The following is a 21,961-nucleotide window of genomic DNA, read 5'->3' on the forward strand; positions in this document are numbered from 1 at the left end:
CACAGCCGAGAGGCGGGGGCAAATATATGTTTGTGCATGTTCAGTTGCGTTCCCTGGATATCCATAGCACAATAGGAAGGACGATTTTTCGATAGATGAATGAGGTGTTTCTATGCATACGGGAATTGGCACCAGCCATGCCAAAATTATTTTGATCGGTGATCATTCCGTGGTTTACGGCGAGCCGGCGATTTGTTTGCCTTTGAAGGCGGTCCCCTGCCGGATTACGGTGGCCGCTCAGCCCACTGGCGAACCGGATTGGCTGACCACGTCCTTTTTCACTGGACCGCTGTCCTCGGCCCCAAGCAATTTACATGGGCCCTTGGCGCTCTGGCGGACGCTGGCCGAGCATTTGCGGATTGCCGAGCCGCTGCGGGTAACGATCGACTCCCAGGTGCCGACCGCCCGGGGCATGGGCTCCAGTGCCGCCACCGCGGTTGCTTTAGTGCGGGCCTTCTTTGATTATGCCCAGCAACCGCTGACGGACGCGGATTTGCAAAAGTGGGCCGCCGTTTCGGAGGATATTATCCACGGCACCCCCAGCGGTATCGATGCCGCGACGGTGGCCAGTGCTGTTCCTATCTGGTTTATCAAAGACCAGCCGGTGATTGCTTTGCCCGACCCGCTGCGCGGCGTCTTGGTGATTGCAGATTCCGGCAAGCTGGGTGAAACCGGCCCAGCGGTGGCAGCAGTGAGAAAATTGCGCCAAACGCGGCCCAGCCAGACCAACGCAGCAATCGCTGAGTTAGGCCAGATTGCCGCCCAAGGCCGTGCGGCAATTCACCAAAACGACCTGGCCGCGCTGGGCCGGCTGCTGGATCGGGACCAAGCCTTACTGCAGGGCTTGACGGTCAGCGACCCGCTCTTGGACCAACTGATTGCTGCTGCCCGCCAGGCCGGCGCCTTGGGCGCTAAGCTCACCGGCGGCGGTCGGGGCGGCTGTCTCATTGCCCTGTGCTCGGATTTGCCCCACGCTGACCACGTCGCCGCTGCTTTGCAGCAGGCGGGGGCGCCGGCGACCTGGATCGATCCGCTGGATTCGGAGGTGCAGTCATGACCGCACCGCAATGGGCCCGCGCCCATACCAATATTGCCTTGATTAAATACTGGGGCAAAAAAGACGCGCAGCTGATGCTGCCGGCCAACGACTCGCTCTCGTTAACGCTGGCTGATTTTTATACGGACACCCTGGTGCGCTTTACGGACAGTATCGCCACCGATCAATTCGCACTGGATCAGCGGCCCATCACTGGCCAGCCGCTGGCAAAAGTGACCCGCGTGTTGGATCAGGTACGGCAATTAGCCGGCATTACGGCCCCGGCCGTGGTGACCAGCCGCAATCATGTGCCCACCGCCGCCGGGTTGGCCAGTTCTGCTTCCGGGATGGCAGCACTGGCCGCCGCCGCGGCTCAGGCTGCTGGGTTGACCCTGGATCATCCGGCATTGAGCCGGCTGGCCCGCCTCGGGTCCGGTTCAGCGACCCGCTCCATTGACGGGGGCTTCGTCCGCTGGTTTGCCGGGCATAACGATGCGACGTCTTACGCCGCACCGGTACCGGCGGCCCCGGCCCTGCTGGCCGATATCCGGGTCGTGGCCGTTGTGTTTTCTGATCAGCCCAAGGCAATCGGCAGTACCGCCGGCATGGCCCGCACCGCCGCGACATCGAGTTATTTTTCGGCATGGACTCAGCGGGCGGCGGCGGATCTGCACCGGCTTCTGCCCGCGCTGACCGCGGGCGATTTCGCCCAAGTTGGTCAAATTGCGGAGGGTAACGCCTTGGCGATGCATGCGGCAACTTGGGCGGCGGATCCGCCCTTCACCTATTTTCTGCCCGCTACACTGGCGTTGGTCCAGGGGATTCAAGTCTGGCGGCAAAGCCAGGGAGTGCCGGTCTATGCCACCGTGGATGCCGGGCCGAATGTGAAGCTCTTGACCCGTACGCGCCACGTCGCGGCGGTGCAGCACTGGCTGGCGGCTCACTTTCCCACTGCCCAGGTCGTCGTGACCCAGGCCGGGCCGGGAATCAGTTATTATCCTGCGGGCAAGGAGGTCGATGCGTAATGCCGACGAATAAACATCCCTATCCGAATAACCCCTATTCCCGCCGTAAGGATGAACACATGGCGCTGGCCACACGCTTTACAGGGACGGGCAACGAGCTGGATCAAATCCATTTTGTCCATCAAAGTCTGCCGACGGTGGCCGCTGATCAGGTCGATTTGAGCACGTCCTTTCTCGGTCAGCACTTCCCCACCCCGCTGTACATCAACGCCATGACCGGCGGCTCAGCCCGGGCAAAAGTGGTCAACGGCCAGTTGGCCACGATTGCCGCCCGGCTGCACCTGCCCATGGCGGTGGGGTCGTTATCGGCGGCGCTGAAAGTCCCGGCGCTGGCGGAGACCTTCACGATTGCTCGGGAAAACAATCCGGACGGCTTTCTCATGGCCAATATTGGCGCGGATAAGACCGTTGCCGATGCTGAGCAAGCCATTGCGCTCATCGGCGCCGATGCGCTGCAGATCCATCTGAACACGGTGCAGGAAACGATCATGCCTGAGGGTCAGGTGGTGCCGAATTGGCGCGCCCATATCCAAGCCATCGCGGCGGCGGTTTCTGTCCCCATTGTGGTCAAGGAAGTCGGTTTTGGTATGAGCCGAGATACGTTAGCCGCATTGCCCAGAATCGGTATCACCACGGCGGATATCAGCGGCCGCGGCGGGACCAATTTTGCCGAGATTGAAAATGCCCGCCGCCCCGGTCGCGATTTCGCCTATTTAGCCGATTGGGGGTTAACCACTGCCCAGAGTTTGCTGGAAAGCCAAGACTTCCCCGGGACGGTGTTGGCGTCTGGCGGTATCTCGGATCCCTTACAGGTATTAACGGCCCTGCGCTTAGGCGCCAGCGGGGTCGGTGTGGCCGGCTGGCTGCTGCGGACGCTGCTGGACCAGGGGCCGGAAGCAGCGGAGGAACAGCTGCGGACTTGGCTCGCCCAGCTTCCGCAACTGATGGCTTTAGTCAACGCGGCCAATTTATCAGCATTAAAAAAGCAGCCCATCTGGTATGATGAGCCGCTGCTCAGTTACGCACAGCAGCGTCGCTTATCGCTGCCTTAAATTCGCAACCCTTTCGGATAGAAATTTTTCACCGTGCCGTTCACAAAATGACCGACGGCGAAACCGACGCCATGGGTGGTCAATACGCCCCACTGCCGGCCCGGCGTTTCTGTCGGTACGGTTTCGCCGTGGCGATAGCGGGCCGCGGCGGCGTCAGTCAAAGCTTCCTGATAGCGCCAGGCGCTCGCCGGCAAGGCCATCGCCAGGGCGTGGTTGGGTACCAGCCGGTCGCGTTTCACATCGGCGATGATCAAGCCCGGTCGAAGAATGGTCAGCCCCGCTGCCCGATCTGGGAAGGCTGGGGGCAGGGCCACGATCTGCTGACCGAACATCGCCACGCCGGCAGGCACGGCGGCCACCATGGTGGCCCGCCAAAACGTGGTAAATAAGTCGTTTTCCGCTCGGGTCAGCGGTCGGATCCCGGTGGCCGCGGTCCGGCGTTTCTTATGCGCAGCCGTCACGACTGGCGCTGCCGCGGGGTTATGGTAATGGAGATGGGCCACAAAATGCCCTTCGCCGCGGACCAGCTGCGGAAACAGCCGTGCGCAGCCCTGCAAACTGGGATTACCGTCGGCCCAATCCGGCCGGCCGCCAGTCATCCCGCCCACCAGCGGGATTGGCACCACACTGAGTCCAGGATAGGTGGCGAGCAGCCAAGCAATGATCTCTTCGTCTTCTTCCGGACTGAACGTACACGTGGAATAAACCAATTCAGCATCATCCGCCAGCATGGGGATGGTGTTTTTTAGTATGTCCTGCTGCCGGGCCGCACATTCAGCGGGGTAGTCCGGATGCCAATAACCCATGGCCGCCGGGTCTTTACGGAACATCCCTTCCCCAGAACAAGGGGCGTCGAGGAGGATCCGGTCGAAGAAATGGGGAAAGGCCGCCATCAATTTTGCCGGCGGCGCACTGGTCACCACGGTGTGGGCGGCGCCCCAGCGTTCCACATTTTCACTCAGAATCTTGGCCCGGCTGCGGTCGATATCGTTGCTGACGAGCAAGCCGGTATCCTGCATCTGCCCAATCAGATCGGTGGTTTTTCCCCCTGGGGCAGCGGCCAGGTCCAAGACCCGTTCGCCGGGCTTGGCTTGGAGCTGCGGGGCCACCGCCATGGCGCTGGGTTCCTGGGAATAGACGGCGCCTGTCCAAAAGGCGCGGTCGCTGCCGCCTACACTGCCGTAATAGCCCAGCGGATTCCACGGTACTTGATCCGTTGCCGCTGGCGTCGGCACATCACTGCCGTGCAACGGGTTTAGGCGGAAGCCTTTCTCCGCTGGCTGGTCAAAGCTGGCTAAAAAGGCGTCTGCTTCCGGTCCCAGCAAGCGGCGGTATTTCTCTGCAAAACCGGCCGGTAGGTTACTCATTATCTTCTGCCTCTTCTTCCTCATCTTCTTCTGCTTCAGTCAACACATGGCGCTGTTTGGTACGCATGATGCCCGCAACGACCAGTACGGCTTGGAGCAGGCCGTACAGAGCGACGGTCAAAAATATTTGCTGATAACTCAGTAAATACAGCAGCGACGAGCCCAGAAAATAGCCGCCGCCGATCCCCACCAGCGCATACAGGAAATATTGGCGAATGTAGCCGTATTGCAGGTGGCGGTAAAGCAGATGATCCAATCGGCTGCCGTTCAATTGCTGGCGCTGCAGCTGGATATAATACCGCGCCAGCAAGAGTACGAGCAGCAGCGCACTGGCGAGAATCAAGATGGTCCAGACCAGCGGATTAACGTCACCCTGGGCGGTCGAGACCAGGGCATACTTCGCTTTCGTCAACCGGGTCGCGGCAAACAGTTTTTTCGCGGTTTTCTGCTTCGTCGTGGCCAAAGTACCGTCGATGTAGATCGTGTAGTGGCGCAGGGCTTTCTTTAACGCCGATTGGGCGGTGGACAGCGAGATGAAAACATGGTCATTGATGTCCGCCTTCTGGGCGGCCCCCACGGTGCCCACGACGCTTAAGTACTGATGGCCATTATAATAATATTTCTGGGTCGCCGGTTGATACAAGCGCTGGGTCACGGTGTCGCCCACCACCACGAAAGGCACAGGCGCGGTGAAGTCTGAATCGGTCAGCATGCGGCCGGAACTGATGGGCAGCTGGGTATAGTCCCCGGCCCCATAAACGTAGGTGACGTTTTTGCGCAGCGGGTCAGCAATCTGGACTTGATAATTGGTCAGGCCGCTCTGACTTAACTTCGTCAGCAAGGTCGGCACTGTCTCCCGGCTTTTTGTGTGCACGCGCAGCGACGCGGCGGACAGTCCGTTGCGGTTCAGCCGATCCTGATAAGTTTGCTGGTCGCCGATGCTGAACGCCCAGACGATCAGAAAGAACGCCAAGAAATTGCCCAGCAGGAGCACGAGTTTCTGTTTGATCTTCAAGACCTCATTTCGTTAACTGATTAAAAAAGCCCGTTCGTTGATTAAATCAAATTGATGCAGCTGGCGGTTGAGTGCCCGCGTCAATGGGGTAGTGTGCAGGTGGGCGTGATCCCAAAATTCCTGGGAATCAGTGACCCCGCGAAATTCGCCGATGACCAGCAGATCGCCGGCAAACTGGGCGGCCCGTAATTGCTGCAGTACAGCCCAGTCCACCGGCACCCCGTCCGGGCTCCAGGCCCACACATAAGCGTCCGTCTGGGCCAGCGTCGCCGCCACGGCTTGGGTAGCCGGCAGGTCCTGAATCGGATACCAGGGATCTTGCCCGGTGCCGTTCGCCGCTACCCAGGAGCGGTCGTCAGCGGCGGTCATCGTCACGCCCCGCTGGGCCAAACCCGCCGACAGCATACCGTTGCCTGCCATGAGTTCCACGACCCGCCGCCCCTGCCAAGCGGCCGCCAGAGTGTCCGCAAAGGGCGCAGTAAGCATCGCCCAAACGCCGAACTGGCGCTGGATCACGTGGCGAAATTCATTAAACAACCGGTCCAAAGTGCGGATCGCCCCGGTCTCATTAGGAAAAGCAACGAGCAATGCCGCAATTTCGCCTGCGCTTAAAGTCAAATCGGGCAATCCCTGAGGCGGCAGCTGCCGCTGGGCGAGGGCCGCCGCAAATTGCTGCATGCGCTGGCAGCGCCCGCGCAAGCCGGGTGCGGCCGCGCTAAAGCGATCCACCAGGGCCGCCAGCCGGTACCAATACGTTTCTCCAATCATCATGTCCTCCATTATAAGCGAAGCAACCGCCCGCGCAAAGTCGCCAGCTAAAGGCAAGTGCGTTAAACTGGTAGAGTAAGCGTTATAAGGAAGAAAGAAGGATCTACATGTCAATCGAATGGAAGCAGGAAAACACCGTCACCCATGATGGTGCGAATCCAGAAAAAGCCGTCGCCACGCAGTCCATCGTCCCTGGTTCAATTTTGCTGCCGGCCATGGCCGCGGACATCAGTTGGGCGGATTTCGTTAAGACCTGCCAAGCGGCCTGGTTCCCAGGGACGGGCGACTTGATCGCTCCCCCGCCCCTGCGCGTTGGGACCACAGTGGGGGAAATCCCAGTATGGGAATTATTTAATGGGGACACTTTGAACGGAGCAGATTTCAGTACCCTTTGGTATCCAACCACAGAGGGCCCCTGGTTCACTGAAGGCACTGATTGGTGGGAAGCTGCCGCAATTCTGAATGTTGCCCAGCGGTTAAAGACGCCAGCGGCAGTACGGACTCTGCGGACCGGGGACGCTTTGGCCCAGCGCTTGCTGGCCATCCAGCAAGACGCCCAGCACCAAGTTTGGGCACCGGGGGCGGACGTGGATGCCACTGGAATCGCCGACCCCGCCAGCGACTCGCTGACGGCCCTGGGTATTTATACCCTGCTGGCCTATATCTGGCAGGCTCAGGGCCGCCCCAATGCTTTGACCTTTGTCACCACGAAGGGCAGCCCGGCCTTGTCCCAAGCCCTTGAATGGGGCCGTATCAATGGTTATCCGTGGCATACACAGTTAGCCGATCCGCGGATCGATCCGGCGGTCGTTGAACAGTGGATCCGCCACGTACAAGTGACCCAGAACTATACCCTAGGGGCCGATGCGGCGCTTTCGCTGGCAACGGCCGAAAAAATGGCGCAGGCCGTCGTGCTGGCGAATTTCCAACCGTATCTGACGGCCGATGTGCTGCTGTCCGCCGTGACAAATCGGGAACATCCCCACGATGCCCTGACGGCGAGTCAGATTCTCAGCACCATCATCGCCCTGCCGCTGCCTAAAGTATTTCGTAAATTACGCCGGACTCAACCGTTAACATTGCCGGCTTTAGACGCAGACCAATGGCAGCAATGGCGGGCTGCAGCCCAGGCCGACGCATAATTCCCTCGCCAAGACGGGCTGAATGCGTTAGAATGATAAAGACTTTACGAAAATAGGATGTGGACAGGTTGAAGGATTCGAAGCAGACAGAGCATCAGGAAGAGGAAGAAAGTTTTGGCCACTGGCTGGTGCAAACGATTGGTCTGACTGTAGTATTCGTTGGTATTGTGGTGCTGCTTTTCACCTTTGTATTAGCCAACGATCAAGTATCCGGACCGTCCATGCAGCCCACCTTTGAGTCGAATGACCGAATCATTGCGCTGCGGCACGACAAGATCGATCGTGGCGACATCGTGATTTTGAAGGCACCGGATGAACCGGGGGCGTTATACATCAAACGGGTCATCGGGATGCCGGGTGATACGCTGCAATCAAAGAATGATGTGATGTACATCAATGGCAAGAAATACGCCCAGCCTTTCTTGAAGGAATATGAGTCGGAGCTGCCCAGCGGGACGTTGTATACGGAAGATTTCACGCTGCAATCTCTGGGTATGGGCAGCAAGGTCCCGAAGGACAGTTACTTCGTCATGGGGGATCACCGGAATGTGTCGAAAGACAGTCGACGGATCGGGTATATAAAAAAATCCGCGATCGTCGGGGTCGTCAAGTTACGGTACTGGCCGTTGAACCAGATGAAGGTATTTTAAATACGAATAGCGACAACAAAGCGGCCCATCGTGATGATGAGCTGCTTTTAATGTGAATTTGGAAAAAAAGGTCCTCTTTGATACGCCGTGCCAAGTGCTCCGCAAGCTGCGGCAAAATGGGCTGGAACGCTGTGACGGCGCTTTGAGCCCGCTGCGCGGTCTCAAAGTCGCCTAACAACATCGGCGGCAAAGCCGCCGTGTTGTTTCCACAACTGAGCCCATTTTGCCTCCGCTTGCTACGCACTTGGCACTCAGTCCGATTGGAAACACAAAATCTGAAAAACCTGTAAATTAGAACTGATCGATAACTGTCGGTGTCAGCTTCTTGATCAATGTAACCGCCAATTCCTTCGCCGCTGCGAAGTCGTCATAGGCGATGTAGCAATACGCCGTGTGGGCGAAGCGGACTGGGACGCTGATTACGATGGTGGCCGCGCCGCCGTAGAGGTTGATCACGGCGCCGTCGTTGCCGCCGCCGGAACGAACGGAGCGCTGGTATTTAATGTGGTTTTCTTTAGCGGTATCAATGGCCAGCTTCTGGAAGCGGGGGTTGGCGATGATCGATGAGTCGAAATCCCGCAGCATCGGACCGCGGTGGAGGCCGGATTGGATCATATAATCCGGCATGACCGTGTCATCGGCCGGTGCGCCTTCAAAGACGATGGCCAGATCCGGCTTGATCTTGCGGACCATGACGGTCGCGCCGCGTTCGCCGACTTCTTCTTGACTGGAAAGCGACCCAACAACATCAACTGCCAAGTCCTGGTCAGCCAGTTCCTTGATCGTTTCCAGCAGAAGCGCGGTGCCGATCCGATTATCGAAGGCCTTACCTAATAAGACGTCAGATTGGGGAATATATTCGCAGTTGACCGCCGGTACAGCCGGTGCACCGACATCAATGCCGAATTTTTCCCGGACTTCAGCGGCACTGGTGGCGCCGACATCAATGGTCAAGGCACTTACCGGCGGTAAAGTCTGGCGCTCTGCCGCAGTCATGAAGTGCGGCGGCGTGCTGGTAATGATCCCAGGCAGCCAATCGCCGGCGTTATTGCGAATGCGGACTTTGTGCGCCGGCAAGGTGACGGCCGCCTGGCCCCCGACAGTGACGAAGCGCATCGTACCGTTGGGCTTGATGGCTTGGATCATATACCCCACTTCATCGCTGTGGGCATCCAATTGCAATTGGGGCTTGATCTGCGTATTGCCGTTGCGGGCAATGCGCAAATTGCGCATATGGTCTTCAGTGACCTGGGCAAAGGGATTGATATAATCCTTGGCAATTTGGACGACATCGTCTTCAAAACCGGAAACACCATTGGCGTTGCTGAGATCGCGAATCAGCGCGATGGATTCTTCTTTACTCACTGGGTAACATCCTGCTTTCTGTCGACCCCGGGATCGTCGTCAACGACGATGGGCTCGTTAAAATTTTTATTGTAATAATCAATCGTGATCACTTTGTATTTACCATTTGGAAACTTGGCAACGATTTCGCCGGGATCCACCTTGAGCATCCGCCCGTGGTCGAAGACGACCAGATGGGTGGAGTCATAATCTGCCTTCGTGCCCAAGTCCGGACCGAAGAACTGTTCAATCGTCTTCTGGTCCATTCCCTGGCGATACGGTAAGAAATGGGACATCTTCGCGGTGGAAAAAGCGGCAAATTCTCCTTGCGGAAACGCGGCTAAAGTGTTATCTGCCATGGCCAACACTCCTCTCATACAACAGTATAGCAGGCGTTGAAAACTTTGACGAATCGCGGTCAATTCGCTATGCTTAAATTATGAAATGTTGAGGAGGGCCCACAAACATGGCGTTATCAAAATTTGCAGAACAAATCATCCGTTTCCAGAAAACGCATGATATGACAGACGGGGAAATGGCGTTTTCCAGCCACTTTTCCGTTGAAAAGATCCACGAGTTCAAGTCCGGTGAAGCAACGCCCACAGCGGATGAAGAAAAGAAATTACGGGAATTCATGAACAGCAACTAATTGCTCCCCTCACGCCCGCCTGTCCCTTATGGACACGGTTGGACGCAGCAAAAAAGAAGGATCACAACGCCAAGAGCGTTGCGGTCCTTCTTTTTTGGTCCTAGAAATTAAAGATTCTTATCCATATTGAACGTCAGCTTGGACAAATTGATGCCGTCCATGATCAAATCGCTCATCAGGTCCTTGGCCTTGTCCCGGTAATCGGCCACGATCTTGTAGTTCTGGCGGGTCAAAAATTCGGTCAGATCGGCCGGATCTTTGATGTCCGCGGCTTGGGCGTCGATTTCGGCGATCAGCTCGCGCTTGTGGCGGCGGCCCTCTTTCAAGTAATCCCGGTCCTTTTGGACGAACTTGCTGTATTCACTATCCACCAGGAAGGACAACGACTTGTAGAGCCAATAAGCGCTCTCGTAGTCGTGGGTCATCGGGGTGTGGGACCAGCTGGGATCGGTATCGTTGGCGTTGGTGTAAAACGGCACGTACGGCGCGAACGTCGGATAGCCTTCGCAAATGTGCATGATCGCGCTGTACGCTTCCGGCACGTCGTTGCGCAGCTGCAAAATGTGGGAATTCTGGGTACGGTTCAAGCCCACTGGCCGGTAACGCAGGCGGTCGGCCTCACTGCCGTGACCAAACGGATCAAACGGGGTCTCATTGTAGTGGGAACCCAGCAGGTATTCGATATCGTCGGTGGAGATTTTCTTCGCCGGCTTCAGAATAAAGGGCAGTTCCCCACTTTCGGGATCCTGTTCCAATTCCGGATTCAACCGGCTCTCGATGTACCATACCCGCGGGGTGTTATAATGACGATCTTTTTCGTCGAAGGTCCCGAAGATGTGGCGGAAATTCCAACGGTTGAAATCTGGATTCAGGTGGTACTTTTCAACAAAGTCCTGAATCCCGTCGGACCACATGAAGTCGTCGGTCTTGCTGAAGTCCACATCTTGGATCGCGACTTCGTTGGCAGCGACGGCGTAGCAGTCATCGGGAATGCGCTGCGCGACCCAGTGGTGGCCGGTGACGATTTCCATGTACCAGACTTCATCGTGGTCGGAGAACAGTACGGAGTTGCCGGCAGCGGAGCCGAACTTGGCAATCAGCTGGCCGAGGTACTTAACCCCGTGACGGGCAGAGTCGATGTACGGCAGGACCATGGTCTGCATGCAGTCTTCGTCCAACCCGTCCTTCGTGTTCAACGGATCGTAGGCCAAGCTGCGTTCGTTGCCATAGGTACTCTCAGTACAGCTCATGGCAACGTTCTTCTCATTGATGCCGCTTTCGTCGTAGTAGCCCTTATGCTTGTAGTCAACATTGGGTACGGCGTTGTAGCGGTAACTGTCAGCGGGCAGTTCGGCTTGGAAGTCGTTGAGCCAGGACTTCAAGACGCGGCCTGGCTGGTCATGGACGGCCGGTTCCATGTAGAACCGTTGCGGGGTCAGGGGCAAGAAAGTATCGTCGTTGCGGGCAATCATCGTTGACCCGTCGAGGGAGGCTTTTTTACCCACGAGGATGGAGGTACATGCTTTCAGATTTTTCAAAATGGGCACCCTTTTCTATCTATTTGATAACAATTACACGATACAGGCGGGAGAAAGGGTTGTCAATGTTGGGTCAACTGAGCGCAAAAAAGAAGTTGAGACGACAGGCCTGAAAGTACCCTTGTCTCAACTTCTAGTTAGTGCAAAGAATTATCGATTCACAGACAGCGCCTGGCCGTTGTATTCGGCGTTAAACTTGCTCATTGTGGACCAGTAGATGGCGCCTTGGTCGTAGCCGTTGTTGTAGCCGAGTTCCTTGGTGCCGCCTTGACCGGCTGTTTTGCTGCTGTTGCTGTACAGCGGGTCGTGGACGAGGAATTGGCCATCCTTGTAACCTAAGATCACCTTGCAGTGGTTGCGGTTGGTGTCGGCCTTGAGGTTTTGGTAGGAAGACCAGCCGTAATACAAAACGGGATGGCCGGTGAGGACCAGCTGTTTGATGGTTTCGGTGGATGCGCCGGAAACGTTGACGACTTTCTTATCCCAATTGTGGGCGTAGTCGGTCAGCGCATTGGGTCCGATGACCCAGCCGAAGCCTGCGCCGGTGTATACATTCCCCTTCTGGCCGCCGGGATTGCCGGGATACATGGGCAGATGATCTTGGGCGTAAGTCAGGAAACTCTTGTCGATCGTGACGCCGTCGTAACCCAGCAGCATGCTCATGGCGGTGGCTGCACAGCCCCACGGCGCGAAGACAGGATTATATTGGCTGACGTACGGAACATCCAAGGTCAAGGCATCGCCGGTGGCCCGGCCGACGACCGCGTAGTCAGCTTGAATCCACTGATTGCCGCCAAGGTTGTAATAGGTTCTGCCGTTGGCCGTGGTCTTTTTATGTACAGCCCAGCGCGTGCCGTTGGTCAGCGGCGCGTGGTTGGCGACAGAAAATGTACCGTTGCTGTTCTGCTGCCATACGGCGATCCCGTAGCCTTTTGCATAGGAAATAACCGCAAAAGTACCATTGGGCAGGGTGCTGTCATCGGTTGCGCTGCTGTCTGCCGCATTCACGATGTATTGGGATTCGACCCATTGGTTGCCGCCCAGATTAGTGTAACCGCGGCCATTGATGGTGATGGTCCCCGAGACTTTCCACGTGGTCCCGTGCTGCAAATAACGGCCAGTGTTGGTCACCGTGCTGCCGTTAATCTGGAACAACCGGACGCCGTAACCCGGCACGTAATTGATTCGGCCAACGAAGGATGCCGGCGTCATTGCCGGGGTATCCGCGGCATCGGCCACATACATGCTGTTGACCCACTGGTTGCCGCCGACGTTGGTGTAGCTCGTCCCATTCAGATCAATGGTACCGAAGATCTGCCACTGAGTGTTGTTGGCCAAACTATGGCCGGCGGGATTCATGCTGCTGTTGCTCAGGGCCATCACCGGCGCACCCTCTGTGCCCGCGTTGTGAATGGTAGCGACGCCGTTTTTCGGCACGACCTGTTGACTGGTCGGCGCGTCGGCTGCGTTAACCGCCGCGATGGGTGTCAGGACACTGGTGCTTAAGCAAAGACTGAGCGCCAAGGCAGCAACAGTCGTGATTTTTTTCATTGTCATATGTTCTTTTCCTCCCCAGGAAATACGCAAGATACATTTATCATACCGCTTTGGGTCGTGGGAAGAAATAAGAATGTTGGAATATTTGTAAAAAGCGTATACTAACCGTAAAAGGAGTGGTTTACATATGGTATGGTTATGGGTTCACTTAATTGCTTGGATCGTCTTAGCGGTGGTGGTGGCCATCGGCTTATTGCGCCGGTCAGCTAACGTGACAACCTGGGCCATGACTGCCCGGGTGCTTTATTTGATTTCAATTATCAGCGGCATCGTTCTGCTGCTGCGGGTCTGGCAATATAATCCTGTGGGCAGCGTGATCAAAGTGCTGCTGGCGCTGGGCTTTATCGCGTTTATCGAAATTGCTTTTGCGCGGAAGCAGCAGCACAAACTGAACAACACGCTGCTGTGGGTCGTCTTCGGCTGCTGCTTGGTTGTTGGGATATTTGGTTTGTGGCTGGCCCAGGGGCGGCCGTTCGTCGGTTAACAATGGGATACTAAAAAGGCCGCTGACATGGCAGAACATGTCGGCGGCCTCATTTGTTATTGCCAGATGCTGGTCACTGCGCTGGCGCGGCGTGGGCAGCACTGTGCAGCCGCATGCCCGCGACGCCTAAGATGACGGTCATGGCCAAGGAAAACAGACCAAAAACGATCAGCACATTGGTACTGCTGTGGACCAGCCCTTCAATGGCGGACATCACGTACGGCGCACAGAAGCCGCCGACGTTGCAGCCGACCAGCAGGATCGAGGTCGCCAATGTTGCTGAACCGGCTTCCACGACTTCAGTGCCGCGGTTGAAGGCGTAGGAGCCCAGCAGTGTCGGGCCGATACCGACGACGAGCACCGTGCCGATCCCGGTCAGCCACAAGTTGCTGGAATACGCGGCCAGCAGATTGCCTAAGGCCATGCAGGCGGCGCCGATCATGAAGACGTATTGGTGGATTGCCTTGTGCAGCATACCGAAGCTGAAGCCAACCAGCATGCCCATCAGGGTCGTCACACTCAGCCAAGTGCTGACGCCGGTGGCGGTACCGTAGCCGGCATCCACGACAATGGTCGGAATACGCACATTGAAGCCAGCCTGAATACAGATAAAGGCTAACATCGTTAAGGCCAAACCAACGACTTTCAGATTAATATGCTGCTGAACTTTGTGACCGGTCTGATCGGTACTTTCCATCGATTTGACCTGCGGTACGAAGAACCAGAATAGGATCAAAATCGGGAAGGCAATCAAGTACACCAGATAAGACAGGTGCCAATTGATCGTCAGCAGCCACCCGGCAACAAAGGTCATCGCTGCGTTGCCAATGGATTGAAACGCGCTTTGAAAACCAATGGACTGGGCCTTTTTCTCCCCGCTAAAGAACACAGAGAGCAAGGATACGGCCAGGGAGTTGAACACCCCGAAGCCGGCGCCCAGCAAGATCCGGGAAACTAAAATTGTTGGATAATTGGTGGTGAATGCCGGGACGATCCCGGCGACCCCTACCAGCAGCAGACCTAACGCCACAGTGTTCTTCGCTCCGAGTTTGCGGGCGATCCAGCTGCTGAGCAGGACCATCACCGTGACGGAGAACGTCGGCACCGTGGCCAACGATTCCAATGAGGCCAAGGATTGCCCGGGCATTGCCTTTTGCATTGCCGGCAAAGTGGCCGAAATGGCATACGCACTCGTCAAAACCAGCGAAATGGACAGGAGTGCGGATTGGAGCAATAGTCCATTCTTTTTCGGTTGTGTTTGTGCAGCCATAAGTGTCTCTTCTTTCTTAATATTAATCAATTTTCTGATAAGCAGGCAGCGTGCTCAAATCAACAGGCACATCTTTTTCGCCGCCGCCAGTGACGACATCGTGGGTATCATGAATGGATTGCCACTTGCCGGCGGGGAAGTAAATCGTCTTGTGGGCGGCCCCCTTCTCCAGCACTGGCGCTACCAACAGCTTGGCCCCCAGCATGAACTGGGTCTTGGCAAAGGCCAACGGTGTTTCAGGATACTCATAAGCCATCGGCCGGGTGATCGGTTCCCCGGTCTTGGCGGCGTTTTGCGCCAACGCAATAATATAATCGGCATAGTCGTGGTGCAACTTGGCGGCTTGGATGCAGAGATCCAAGTGTTCCTTGTCCAGCACCCGCCATGGAGCAACGGAGAACTGCATCATGGCCATTAAGGCGGCACATTGGGCCGAACGAACGATCAATTCTTGGTCCAGATGCCCCTTCTTACCCAAGAAACTGGTGTATTCACCCCCGCCAATCATGTCGGGACAGTTATAGTAATACCCCAGCAGCCCCTGGGTGAGCGTATCCGGGATCAATTCCGACAATCCGTTGACGCCCCACTCAAAGGACTTGTCTTGCAAGCGATTGACCAGCGGCGCGCCTTGGTTCTTGAAGTTGACCCGGTATTCGTTATACGGGAATTCCAGGCCGAATTCGCCCCAGAGCTGGGTCTGCTCGGTCTTGCTCAGCTGCATGACGGACCGGTCGTCATCGTCGTAGAATTTGGCATCGCCGGCATCGAATTTGAAGCCGTCGACCCCGGTCTCGGCCTGCAATTTGGTCAGGGCATCTTTATACCAGGCATACGTCTTGGCGTTCGATAAATCCAGCAGTGCGCCGTAGCCGTTCCACCATTCGCGGATGACCGGGGTCCCATCGGCCTTTTCGATCAGCATGTGCTGATCCCGTAAGTCGTGGTATTCCGGCGTGTCCGGCGTCACGAACGGGCAAGTCCAGACCATGACTTTGAAGCCCATGTCGTGGAGCTCTTGGACCATGCCCTTGGCATCCGGGAACTTGCGGATGGAAAATTCCCAACGGCCGTAATATTCCGCCCAGAGGTCGTCGATCATAATGATGCCCGGGGCAAAACCGTGATCCACAATACCGTGGGCGTACTTCAGCACATCGGCTTGGTTTTGCTTGTACATCAATTCGATCCAGTCGTTCCATTGGGCCAGCTTGAAGAACTCAGCCGGCGGCATTTTACCTAGGGTAAAGGTCTGCTGGGCCAAGATCTGCTGCGCGTCCTTTAAATTATGGCCGGATTCATCAAGATAGAGCGTTGAGCGCCCGGCGATTTCCAGATCATTGCCCTTGACCTGAAGATTAAATGGCTGCGCGCTCCAAAGCGCCCGGCCTGCCGTAGAAATGAATGCTGGCGCCACTTGGTTCGGCGTATTCAGGTGAATCATGTCTAACTGGTAGTCGCTCCCCTGGGTGAACGGATAAACCGGTCCATCCATGACGCACCCGCCATACCAATATTCACCTCGATGAATTGGAATTGTTAAATGCTGCTGCAACGTACTGTGCAATTGTTGAACGGTTGCCATTGCGTATTCCTCCTCTGCCTTAACTGCGGTATTCGTACCGCTTTCAGTCTCTATGGTAGCAGTGCCGCGGGTGATTGAAAATGGTCGCAATTTGGGGAAATTTGTACTATGGTTGGATTACTGACATATCACGAAAGGATAACCGATGCAGCAAGAAACTTTGATTCGGATGACTGGTCTTCATGACCAGGATCTTGATTTGTTATTCACCGGTCGGGCGCTTTGTTACCCGGACCACAGGTACGGACCCGGCGCGCGGCCCCATTTTCTATTGCATTTTATCGAAAAAGGCCGCGGACAGTTGACCATCCGCGGCCGTACATTTTATCTTCATGCTGGCCAGGCATTTTTGGTGCGGCCGGATGAATTAGTCACTTACCAAGCCGACCATCACGATCCCTGGACTTACGATTGGCTGGCGTTTACGGGGTCTTTTGGTGCCAAAATTGTCCAAGAGCTGGGATTTCGTTTCCCGTTTCCGGTGATGACGATTCCCGCACCAGCGATGCACCAAATTTTGAAACGGCTTCAGACCCTGCGGACGACTTACCGCCCGACGACGGTCCAAAATCTGCGCGGCTTGAGCACGGTACTGACCATATTCGCTCTGTTGGCGCAAGTGCACCACCCTGGCCAACCCGCAGAGTATGATCCGGGAGTAACCGGTTTTTCATCCACTGCTTGGGCGCATGTGACTAAGGCCGTTGCCCTGATCGAACGCAATTACGCCGAGCGGCTGAGTGCCGCCGCCCTCGCCCGCCAGTTAAACGTCAATCGGTCGTATCTTTCGACGATTTTCAAACAGTTCACTGGGCTGACGATCACCGATTACATCACGACGTTTCGTATTTCCCGCAGTGAGGAAATCTTGTTTACGACAGACTGGTCGATTGCCGAGGTGGCGCGGGTCAGCGGCTTTCATACCACGGCTTATTTTTCTCGGGTTTTCAAGGCGCAAACCGGTCTTGCCCCATCGGTTTACCGGCAGAGCCGATTAAGTCAGCCGACCAGTCATATTGGGACTTAATTAGCGGCACTGAGCCGGCGGCGATACCCGGCCGCGAATGTTAAGCATAGGCTGACTGCAATCACCAGCAGATAGGCCGCGGACTCGACCAGGGAGAAGCGGTTGAAGCTGATCATGCCCGGGATGCCATTGAGATAGAGGAACCAGAACACGGCCAGCAGCATGGTGAATAGCCGGCCATTGTTCAATAGACTGGCCAAGCCTTGGGCGAAGACGGCATTGGCCAGGGCGAACAGCAGGAGCTGCGGTACGGCGGCGCCGGCGTGGACCAGGAACGGCAGCATTAACAGCACCGCCGTCGCCGCCCCAACAATCAGTTCGGCGAACTTTTGCCGCTGGGGTGCGTGGGGCATGGTGGGCAGCCAGGCGGTCCAGCGTTTCGGCGCCGTGCCCAGATCACTGAGCCAAGGCAGGCTGAAGAGCCATAAAATCGGCAGACCGGCTTGCTGGCGGGCAGTTTCCGGCATGACCCAGATCACCAGCCAGCCGGCAAGCAAGGCCCAGCGATAGAGCCGCGAGCGATCCTGCCACTGACAGCGGGCTTCGCCGCGGAGCACCGCCAGCCAAGAAAAATGTGTCTCGGCCACTGGCGAATACGGCACTGGCGCGGTTTTTGGCGTAGTGGCTGCGGTCGGCTCTGGGCGTACTTTACGCCAGCTGCGCGCCCGATGCATCAAGAGCGCCGCAACACCAGCGATCGCCAGCGCGACCATAATTTCGCCCAACATCATCAGCAGCATGGCGCGGGTCCAGTGCACGCCCGTCATGATCAACGTATGGGTTCCCTGCGTGCCGCCATAGTTGCTCAGCAGCTGCATACTGGTGATCGGACGGCCGGTTGCTTGGATGCTGGATTGATCGATCACGTCTTGGACGTAATTATTACCGCTCAGATTCAATAGGAGATTCCAAAAATTGGTGGGGTCGGTCAGTTGCAAGGCAAAGACATAAAATAAGCTAAACATATATACCGCAATCAAACCGTTGTGCCGTTTGGCGGTGACACTTTCGCCCAGCAGCGCCAATGCAGCCAGCAAGATAATGCTGGGAATCAGCACCAAAAACGGTGAGATGAAAGTTGCCGCGGGCATTCCCTGCCCTGGGAAACGCAGTACCATCATCGCGCCGGTCGCCAAGATCGTGAGCAGCAGCATCGTGAGCAGGATCAGGCAATTCGCTCCACAATGGGCAAAGCCATAGCGCAAGCGAGCAAACCGAGTGGTTTCGACCCACGGCCACAGCCCCTGCTCCCGATCCGTTTGCAGGGCATTAGCGACTACCCCAAAACCAAAGAGCGGCAGGAAAGTACCAAAGATCGAGGCGGCACACACCGGCAGCCAAGTTGGATTATCAGCTTGCCGATAGATCTTGGGCGCCAAGACCATTACTTTCATGGCGGTGTCAGAGCGCGGCGTGGCTAACACGGCCAGGACAACGACAACGCCCATCAACAGCCAGAATGACGACCGCCGGGCCCGTTCTTTAAAGGAAGTGACCATCATCGTCAACATGGTCTCACCGCCCTTCCAGTGCGCTCAGCGTGGCGTCTTCCAGGGTCGGCGTCACGGTGACGGCGGTCTTGGTCGGGGCGCTGGGCGCCACCAAGCGGATATGGATCCCGTCGGCGGCTTGGCGCATTTCGCTCACTGCTTGACTGGCCTGGGGATGTTCGCCTTGGGGCAGGACATACTCCCAGACATGGCCGGTTGCGGCTTTGATCAGCTGCGGCGCGGAGCCTTGGAACAGCAGCTGGCCATCTTTAAGTAATAAGAGCCGGTTCGCCACGGCTTCAATATCGGAAACAATATGCGTGGACAGCAGCACGATGCGGCTTTCGGCCAATTCACTCAATAAGTTGCGCATCATGATCCGCTCAATGGGGTCCAGCCCCGACGACGGTTCATCCACGATGATTACTTGCGGATCACCCAACAATGCCGCGGCCAGGCCGACGCGCTGCTGCATCCCACCGGAGAAGTCTCCTAGCCGGCGGCTGGCAGCGTCCGCTAGATGCGTCCGCACCAATAGGGATTTGATCTGGTCGTTGGCCTACACGCGGGGTAAACCCTTAATCGCCGCGATATAGCGCAGATATTCCACTGCACTGAGCTGGGGAATGATCGGCACCTGCTGGGGCATATACCCCAGCACGTGTTTCATAACGTGCGGATGCTTACGAATATCCACCCCGTCTAAGCGAACGCTCCCGCTGGTGGGATGCTGCAAGGTCGCGAGAATTTTCATCAGCGTCGATTTGCCAGCCCCATTGGGGCCGATCAAACCAACTAACTGGCCGCTGGTCAGGGTACAACTGACGTCATTCAGGGCCAGCTTATTTTTGAATTGCATGGTGACGTGATCAATCGTTAATTCCATGATAGTTACCTGCTTTCCATTTTTTAGCGCGCCGTGACTCGGTTGTCGCCGCTTTGCGTGATCAATTCAATCCGGTTGGCGGCGGACCAATTGTGCGTGACGATTTGCTTCTCGGTGGTCCGGGTAAATAGCGTATTCTCACCATAGCGGGTCTGCAGGCGGTACCCTTGGGCGGTAGCGGCGCCGATCACGCGATTTTCACCAGATGCATTGCGCACGCGGGTCGTACCGAGGAGCTTACTGTTGCGCAGGATGAAATCATCGCTGCTGAGTTGGAACCGACCGTCGCGAATTGTTCCCTGCGTGACGGTAATGGTCCCGTCTTGGGCGGTGACTTGCGGTTGGTGCAGCTGAGTTTTGGTCAGCCGAATATCGCCGGACACTGTCCGAATCTCGGTCTGGTCCGCTTGGGCGCTGCTAACAGTGATATTGCCGCTGGCAGATGCCAATCGCAAGCGGCCAGTTTGCGGGACGGTATACCGTAATGCCCCATCCTCGGTGCGGATCTTAGCGGTTTGTATCTTTTTATTTTTTGGTACGGTGATGGTGATTCGCGGTGTGGGGGTATGTCCCAACAGCATGCCCAGATCTGCCCCGCCGGTTTGGGCTAGCGTGAGCACGCCAGCGCGTACCCGGCTGGTGATACCCGTTCCCGTCAGCATTGTGACTTTAACTTGGTAGTGCGAACCGCTTTTAACGACAACATCCAGATTATCAGTTTTGGCAGTGATTGTGGTGAATGGTGCCAAATTGGTCGTTTTAGTCGTCACTCGGGACACCATTGGCCGCCCAGATACGATAGCCACTGGTTGAAACCCGTGGTTTAAGCCGCCAATGGCCAATAATGCTAAACCAATAAACAGCATGCCGGTGCCTATTTGCAAAAGCCTTTTCCACATCACTAAATCGCCTCCTGACGTTGTCTGCGCACCTTACGATACAGCCAGCGGAAGAACGCCGCCCAGACGCTGGCCAGGCCTTGGGCCGCCCATTTCAATACCGGGATCAAGATGACTCCGGCCCCGCCGGCGGCCAGCCCCAAACCGAGATAAGAAATACCGATCATCGGATCGCTGAACACTAACCAAATACCGCTCCACAGGGCAAACCCGCTGACAAACAGACCAGTCAGGCAGAGTCCAGCCAGGACGATGAGCAAAGCGGCGGACAGGGCGCTGACGATGAGCAGCAGCGCGATCATCAGGGCAAAAATCATGATCGCGACGGGAATCGCCAGCAGAGTCCAGCCAGGACGATGAGCAAAGCGGCGGACAGGGCGCTGACGATGAGCAGCAGCGCGATCATCAGGGCAAAAATCATGATCGCGACGGGAATCGCCATCGGTGCCGAAAGAATGGCGAGGACGATCGTCCAAATTTGCCGGGCGTTAGCCCGAGGAGATACTTTTTCACCATCCGCTGACGTGGCGGCACTGCTTTTAATGGAATAGTCGGCTAAAATCTTGAGCGCCAGCTGCCGGGGACTGCCCAGTTCAGCTGTCACAGCTGCACCATCGGAAAACTGTGCATCCGCGACATAATCTTGAAAATACTCGATGGCTTCCGTCCGCTCATCCGCTGTCAATGGGGCCAGCAGCCGGGTCAATTCGGCGAAATAGTCTGCAATGGTCATTGGGCACCCTCCTTTGGCTCCAATTTAGTTAAGAAATAATCAATTTGCGCTTTATGTGTCCGCCAATTTTTTTCTGTATCCCGCAGGATTTGGGCACCCAAAGGGGTTAGCTGGTAATACCGCCGGTTCCGACCGCCAAACGGCTTATCATAGGTGCTCAGCGCTCCTTGGGCCTTCAAACGGCGCAGGACGGGATAAAGCGTGGACGGCGAGATATCAATCGTCTCTTGAATCTGCTGGGTCAAGGCGTAGCCGTAAGTATCGGCCTGCTGTACCACGGCGAGAACGATACCGTCCAGTAATTCCGCACTGATCTGCATCCCCATCGGCGAGTCCTCCTTTTTCTTACTGTTGACTTGACTATATTATACGACACACAGTATTAAGTGCAAGACAATATTGCAGACTATAAACACGAAGGCCCAGTAAAGCACCTGTTGTCCT

At 56.5% G+C, this 21,961-nt stretch carries 23 protein-coding genes and 1 pseudogene; 9 read left to right on the top strand and 15 right to left on the bottom strand.

The window, feature by feature from the left end; all coding sequences use genetic code 11:
- Positions 1 to 112: 112 nt before the first annotated feature.
- The 3 genes from mvk to fni are packed head-to-tail and all read left to right on the top strand — an operon-like array spanning position 113 to position 3,113.
- On the top strand, positions 113 to 1,057 hold the full coding sequence (mvk, locus tag FMM01_RS04580) for a mevalonate kinase (RefSeq protein ID WP_150391783.1): 945 nt from the start codon (positions 113 to 115) through the stop codon (positions 1,055 to 1,057).
- On the top strand, positions 1,054 to 2,061 hold the full coding sequence (gene mvaD / locus FMM01_RS04585) for a diphosphomevalonate decarboxylase (protein WP_150391784.1): 1,008 nt from the start codon (positions 1,054 to 1,056) through the stop codon (positions 2,059 to 2,061). The genes mvk and mvaD overlap by 4 nt, the downstream gene beginning before the upstream one ends.
- Positions 2,061 to 3,113 (top strand): type 2 isopentenyl-diphosphate Delta-isomerase, encoded by a 1,053-nt coding sequence (gene fni / locus FMM01_RS04590; RefSeq protein ID WP_150391785.1) that lies wholly within the window; start codon positions 2,061 to 2,063, stop codon positions 3,111 to 3,113. Before mvaD ends, fni begins: the two co-directional genes overlap by 1 nt.
- Here fni and FMM01_RS04595 read toward each other — a convergent pair.
- The 3 genes from FMM01_RS04595 to FMM01_RS04605 are packed head-to-tail and all read right to left on the bottom strand — an operon-like array spanning position 3,110 to position 6,266.
- Positions 3,110 to 4,480 (bottom strand): RsmB/NOP family class I SAM-dependent RNA methyltransferase, encoded by a 1,371-nt coding sequence (locus FMM01_RS04595; protein ID WP_150391786.1) that lies wholly within the window; start codon positions 4,478 to 4,480, stop codon positions 3,110 to 3,112. The genes fni and FMM01_RS04595 overlap by 4 nt on opposite strands.
- A complete protein-coding gene (locus FMM01_RS04600; RefSeq protein ID WP_063515827.1) occupies positions 4,473 to 5,495 on the bottom strand; it encodes an ABC transporter permease in 1,023 nt (340 codons plus the stop codon). The genes FMM01_RS04595 and FMM01_RS04600 overlap by 8 nt, the downstream gene beginning before the upstream one ends.
- Before the next feature lie 12 nt (positions 5,496 to 5,507).
- On the bottom strand, positions 5,508 to 6,266 hold the full coding sequence (locus FMM01_RS04605) for a hypothetical protein (protein WP_150391787.1): 759 nt from the start codon (positions 6,264 to 6,266) through the stop codon (positions 5,508 to 5,510).
- A 104-nt stretch (positions 6,267 to 6,370) separates the two neighbouring features.
- Here FMM01_RS04605 and FMM01_RS04610 point away from each other — a divergent pair, with 104 nt between their 5' ends.
- From FMM01_RS04610 to FMM01_RS16620, 3 genes are all read left to right on the top strand, one after another.
- Complete coding sequence (locus FMM01_RS04610; RefSeq protein WP_027828274.1) at positions 6,371 to 7,405, top strand: hypothetical protein; 1,035 nt, start codon at positions 6,371 to 6,373, stop codon at positions 7,403 to 7,405.
- A gap of 68 nt (positions 7,406 to 7,473) precedes the next feature.
- Complete coding sequence (gene lepB / locus FMM01_RS04615; RefSeq protein WP_027828275.1) at positions 7,474 to 8,055, top strand: signal peptidase I; 582 nt, start codon at positions 7,474 to 7,476, stop codon at positions 8,053 to 8,055.
- A 52-nt stretch (positions 8,056 to 8,107) separates the two neighbouring features.
- Positions 8,108 to 8,230, top strand: coding sequence for a hypothetical protein (locus FMM01_RS16620; protein ID WP_260302244.1), 123 nt, complete (start codon positions 8,108 to 8,110; stop codon positions 8,228 to 8,230).
- A 116-nt stretch (positions 8,231 to 8,346) separates the two neighbouring features.
- Here FMM01_RS16620 and FMM01_RS04625 read toward each other — a convergent pair whose 3' ends face one another.
- Together FMM01_RS04625 and FMM01_RS04630 are read right to left on the bottom strand one after the other, a co-directional pair.
- Positions 8,347 to 9,420, bottom strand: a complete 1,074-nt coding sequence (locus tag FMM01_RS04625) for a M42 family metallopeptidase (protein WP_150391789.1) — start codon at positions 9,418 to 9,420, stop codon at positions 8,347 to 8,349.
- The gene (locus FMM01_RS04630; RefSeq protein WP_027828277.1) at positions 9,417 to 9,758 is read right to left on the bottom strand and encodes a hypothetical protein; all 342 of its coding nucleotides are present in this window, start codon (positions 9,756 to 9,758) and stop codon (positions 9,417 to 9,419) included. Before FMM01_RS04630 ends, FMM01_RS04625 begins: the two co-directional genes overlap by 4 nt.
- Before the next feature lie 107 nt (positions 9,759 to 9,865).
- Between FMM01_RS04630 and FMM01_RS04635 the strand changes: the two genes are divergently transcribed.
- The gene (locus FMM01_RS04635; RefSeq protein ID WP_027828278.1) at positions 9,866 to 10,048 is read left to right on the top strand and encodes an LBP_cg2779 family protein; all 183 of its coding nucleotides are present in this window, start codon (positions 9,866 to 9,868) and stop codon (positions 10,046 to 10,048) included.
- A 107-nt stretch (positions 10,049 to 10,155) separates the two neighbouring features.
- Here the strand turns inward: FMM01_RS04635 and FMM01_RS04640 are convergent, their stop codons facing one another.
- Together FMM01_RS04640 and FMM01_RS04645 are read right to left on the bottom strand one after the other, a co-directional pair.
- Positions 10,156 to 11,586 (bottom strand): C69 family dipeptidase, encoded by a 1,431-nt coding sequence (locus tag FMM01_RS04640; RefSeq protein ID WP_150391790.1) that lies wholly within the window; start codon positions 11,584 to 11,586, stop codon positions 10,156 to 10,158.
- Between the two features lie 150 nt (positions 11,587 to 11,736).
- Positions 11,737 to 13,143, bottom strand: coding sequence for a C39 family peptidase (locus FMM01_RS04645; RefSeq protein WP_051225234.1), 1,407 nt, complete (start codon positions 13,141 to 13,143; stop codon positions 11,737 to 11,739).
- 127 nt (positions 13,144 to 13,270) lie between these two features.
- Here FMM01_RS04645 and FMM01_RS04650 point away from each other — a divergent pair, with 127 nt between their 5' ends.
- Positions 13,271 to 13,627, top strand: coding sequence for a YisL family protein (locus tag FMM01_RS04650; RefSeq protein ID WP_027828280.1), 357 nt, complete (start codon positions 13,271 to 13,273; stop codon positions 13,625 to 13,627).
- A gap of 73 nt (positions 13,628 to 13,700) precedes the next feature.
- On the opposite strand, the gene FMM01_RS04655 is transcribed toward FMM01_RS04650, so the two are convergent.
- Both FMM01_RS04655 and FMM01_RS04660 read right to left on the bottom strand, forming a co-directional pair.
- Positions 13,701 to 14,897, bottom strand: a complete 1,197-nt coding sequence (locus FMM01_RS04655) for an MFS transporter (protein WP_027828281.1) — start codon at positions 14,895 to 14,897, stop codon at positions 13,701 to 13,703.
- A gap of 22 nt (positions 14,898 to 14,919) precedes the next feature.
- Positions 14,920 to 16,482, bottom strand: a complete 1,563-nt coding sequence (locus tag FMM01_RS04660; protein WP_150391791.1) for a glycoside hydrolase family 31 protein — start codon at positions 16,480 to 16,482, stop codon at positions 14,920 to 14,922.
- Positions 16,483 to 16,627: 145 nt separating this feature from the next.
- Between FMM01_RS04660 and FMM01_RS04665 the strand changes: the two genes are divergently transcribed.
- Positions 16,628 to 17,509 (top strand): AraC family transcriptional regulator, encoded by an 882-nt coding sequence (locus FMM01_RS04665; protein ID WP_150391792.1) that lies wholly within the window; start codon positions 16,628 to 16,630, stop codon positions 17,507 to 17,509.
- Here FMM01_RS04665 and FMM01_RS04670 read toward each other — a convergent pair.
- From FMM01_RS04670 to FMM01_RS04695, 6 genes and pseudogenes are all read right to left on the bottom strand, one after another.
- Positions 17,506 to 19,020, bottom strand: a complete 1,515-nt coding sequence (locus FMM01_RS04670; protein ID WP_150391793.1) for a hypothetical protein — start codon at positions 19,018 to 19,020, stop codon at positions 17,506 to 17,508. The genes FMM01_RS04665 and FMM01_RS04670 overlap by 4 nt on opposite strands.
- Before the next feature lie 4 nt (positions 19,021 to 19,024).
- Positions 19,025 to 19,885, bottom strand: a pseudogene (locus tag FMM01_RS04675) (ATP-binding cassette domain-containing protein).
- A gap of 23 nt (positions 19,886 to 19,908) precedes the next feature.
- Complete coding sequence (locus FMM01_RS04680) at positions 19,909 to 20,784, bottom strand: DUF4097 family beta strand repeat-containing protein (RefSeq protein ID WP_150391794.1); 876 nt, start codon at positions 20,782 to 20,784, stop codon at positions 19,909 to 19,911.
- 2 nt (positions 20,785 to 20,786) lie between these two features.
- Positions 20,787 to 21,101 (bottom strand): hypothetical protein, encoded by a 315-nt coding sequence (locus FMM01_RS04685; protein WP_150391795.1) that lies wholly within the window; start codon positions 21,099 to 21,101, stop codon positions 20,787 to 20,789.
- A complete protein-coding gene (locus FMM01_RS04690) occupies positions 21,098 to 21,517 on the bottom strand; it encodes a DUF1700 domain-containing protein (RefSeq protein ID WP_150391796.1) in 420 nt (139 codons plus the stop codon). The genes FMM01_RS04685 and FMM01_RS04690 overlap by 4 nt, the downstream gene beginning before the upstream one ends.
- Entirely contained in the window at positions 21,514 to 21,843 is a 330-nt protein-coding gene (locus tag FMM01_RS04695) for a PadR family transcriptional regulator (RefSeq protein WP_027828287.1), read from the bottom strand. The genes FMM01_RS04690 and FMM01_RS04695 overlap by 4 nt, the downstream gene beginning before the upstream one ends.
- Positions 21,844 to 21,961 lie beyond the last annotated feature (118 nt).

This window comes from Schleiferilactobacillus harbinensis (genome assembly GCF_008694105.1).
Classification (GTDB): domain Bacteria; phylum Bacillota; class Bacilli; order Lactobacillales; family Lactobacillaceae; genus Schleiferilactobacillus; species Schleiferilactobacillus harbinensis.

Bases quoted from the DNA above. Each gene is read 5' to 3' on its own strand.
- mvk (WP_150391783.1), top strand. From the start codon at position 113: ATGCATACGGGAATTGGCACCAGCCATGCCAAAATTATTTTGATCGGT.
- mvaD (WP_150391784.1), top strand. From the start codon at position 1,054: ATGACCGCACCGCAATGGGCCCGCGCCCATACCAATATTGCCTTGATT.
- fni (WP_150391785.1), top strand. From the start codon at position 2,061: ATGCCGACGAATAAACATCCCTATCCGAATAACCCCTATTCCCGCCGT.
- FMM01_RS04595 (WP_150391786.1), bottom strand. From the start codon at position 4,480: ATGAGTAACCTACCGGCCGGTTTTGCAGAGAAATACCGCCGCTTGCTG.
- FMM01_RS04605 (WP_150391787.1), bottom strand. From the start codon at position 6,266: ATGATGATTGGAGAAACGTATTGGTACCGGCTGGCGGCCCTGGTGGAT.
- FMM01_RS04610 (WP_027828274.1), top strand. From the start codon at position 6,371: ATGTCAATCGAATGGAAGCAGGAAAACACCGTCACCCATGATGGTGCG.
- FMM01_RS04630 (WP_027828277.1), bottom strand. From the start codon at position 9,758: ATGGCAGATAACACTTTAGCCGCGTTTCCGCAAGGAGAATTTGCCGCT.
- FMM01_RS04635 (WP_027828278.1), top strand. From the start codon at position 9,866: ATGGCGTTATCAAAATTTGCAGAACAAATCATCCGTTTCCAGAAAACG.
- FMM01_RS04645 (WP_051225234.1), bottom strand. From the start codon at position 13,143: ATGACAATGAAAAAAATCACGACTGTTGCTGCCTTGGCGCTCAGTCTT.
- FMM01_RS04650 (WP_027828280.1), top strand. From the start codon at position 13,271: ATGGTATGGTTATGGGTTCACTTAATTGCTTGGATCGTCTTAGCGGTG.
- FMM01_RS04655 (WP_027828281.1), bottom strand. From the start codon at position 14,897: ATGGCTGCACAAACACAACCGAAAAAGAATGGACTATTGCTCCAATCC.
- FMM01_RS04660 (WP_150391791.1), bottom strand. From the start codon at position 16,482: ATGGCAACCGTTCAACAATTGCACAGTACGTTGCAGCAGCATTTAACA.
- FMM01_RS04665 (WP_150391792.1), top strand. From the start codon at position 16,628: ATGCAGCAAGAAACTTTGATTCGGATGACTGGTCTTCATGACCAGGAT.
- FMM01_RS04670 (WP_150391793.1), bottom strand. From the start codon at position 19,020: ATGTTGACGATGATGGTCACTTCCTTTAAAGAACGGGCCCGGCGGTCG.
- FMM01_RS04680 (WP_150391794.1), bottom strand. From the start codon at position 20,784: ATGTGGAAAAGGCTTTTGCAAATAGGCACCGGCATGCTGTTTATTGGT.
- FMM01_RS04685 (WP_150391795.1), bottom strand. From the start codon at position 21,101: ATGATTTTTGCCCTGATGATCGCGCTGCTGCTCATCGTCAGCGCCCTG.
- FMM01_RS04690 (WP_150391796.1), bottom strand. From the start codon at position 21,517: ATGACCATTGCAGACTATTTCGCCGAATTGACCCGGCTGCTGGCCCCA.
- FMM01_RS04695 (WP_027828287.1), bottom strand. From the start codon at position 21,843: ATGGGGATGCAGATCAGTGCGGAATTACTGGACGGTATCGTTCTCGCC.